This window comes from Citrobacter sp. Ce119 (genome assembly GCF_030334525.1).
Lineage (GTDB): Bacteria > Pseudomonadota > Gammaproteobacteria > Enterobacterales > Enterobacteriaceae > Citrobacter > Citrobacter europaeus.
In genome coordinates this window covers 1-211 of sequence record NZ_JAOWDR010000009.1, presented here as the reverse complement: position 1 = coordinate 211, position 211 = coordinate 1, and the positions used below count along the sequence as shown (strand labels likewise).

Annotated in this window: 1 pseudogene; it reads left to right on the top strand. The window is 46.4% G+C overall.

What is annotated here, in order from left to right:
• Positions 1 to 211 (top strand): annotated as a pseudogene (locus OGV80_RS00265) (T6SS immunity protein Tli3 family protein); the annotation flags it as partial.

Below are 211 nucleotides of genomic sequence, written 5' to 3'. Positions count from 1 at the left end.
CGGGTATAGATTATCAATACTTTGATGACACGTATTATCTCTACAGACCAGGCAAGCATAAATCCAGTGGCGAGTATGTGAACGGCCATATGAGACCTGAATCGCCAGGGCGCGCCTGGGGAACGGTGGTATTTATGAAAGCATCTTTAGCCCATTTAACGGAAGGTTATAAGGCCAACTATCAAAACCTGCCGGACAAAGAACCGGAAGT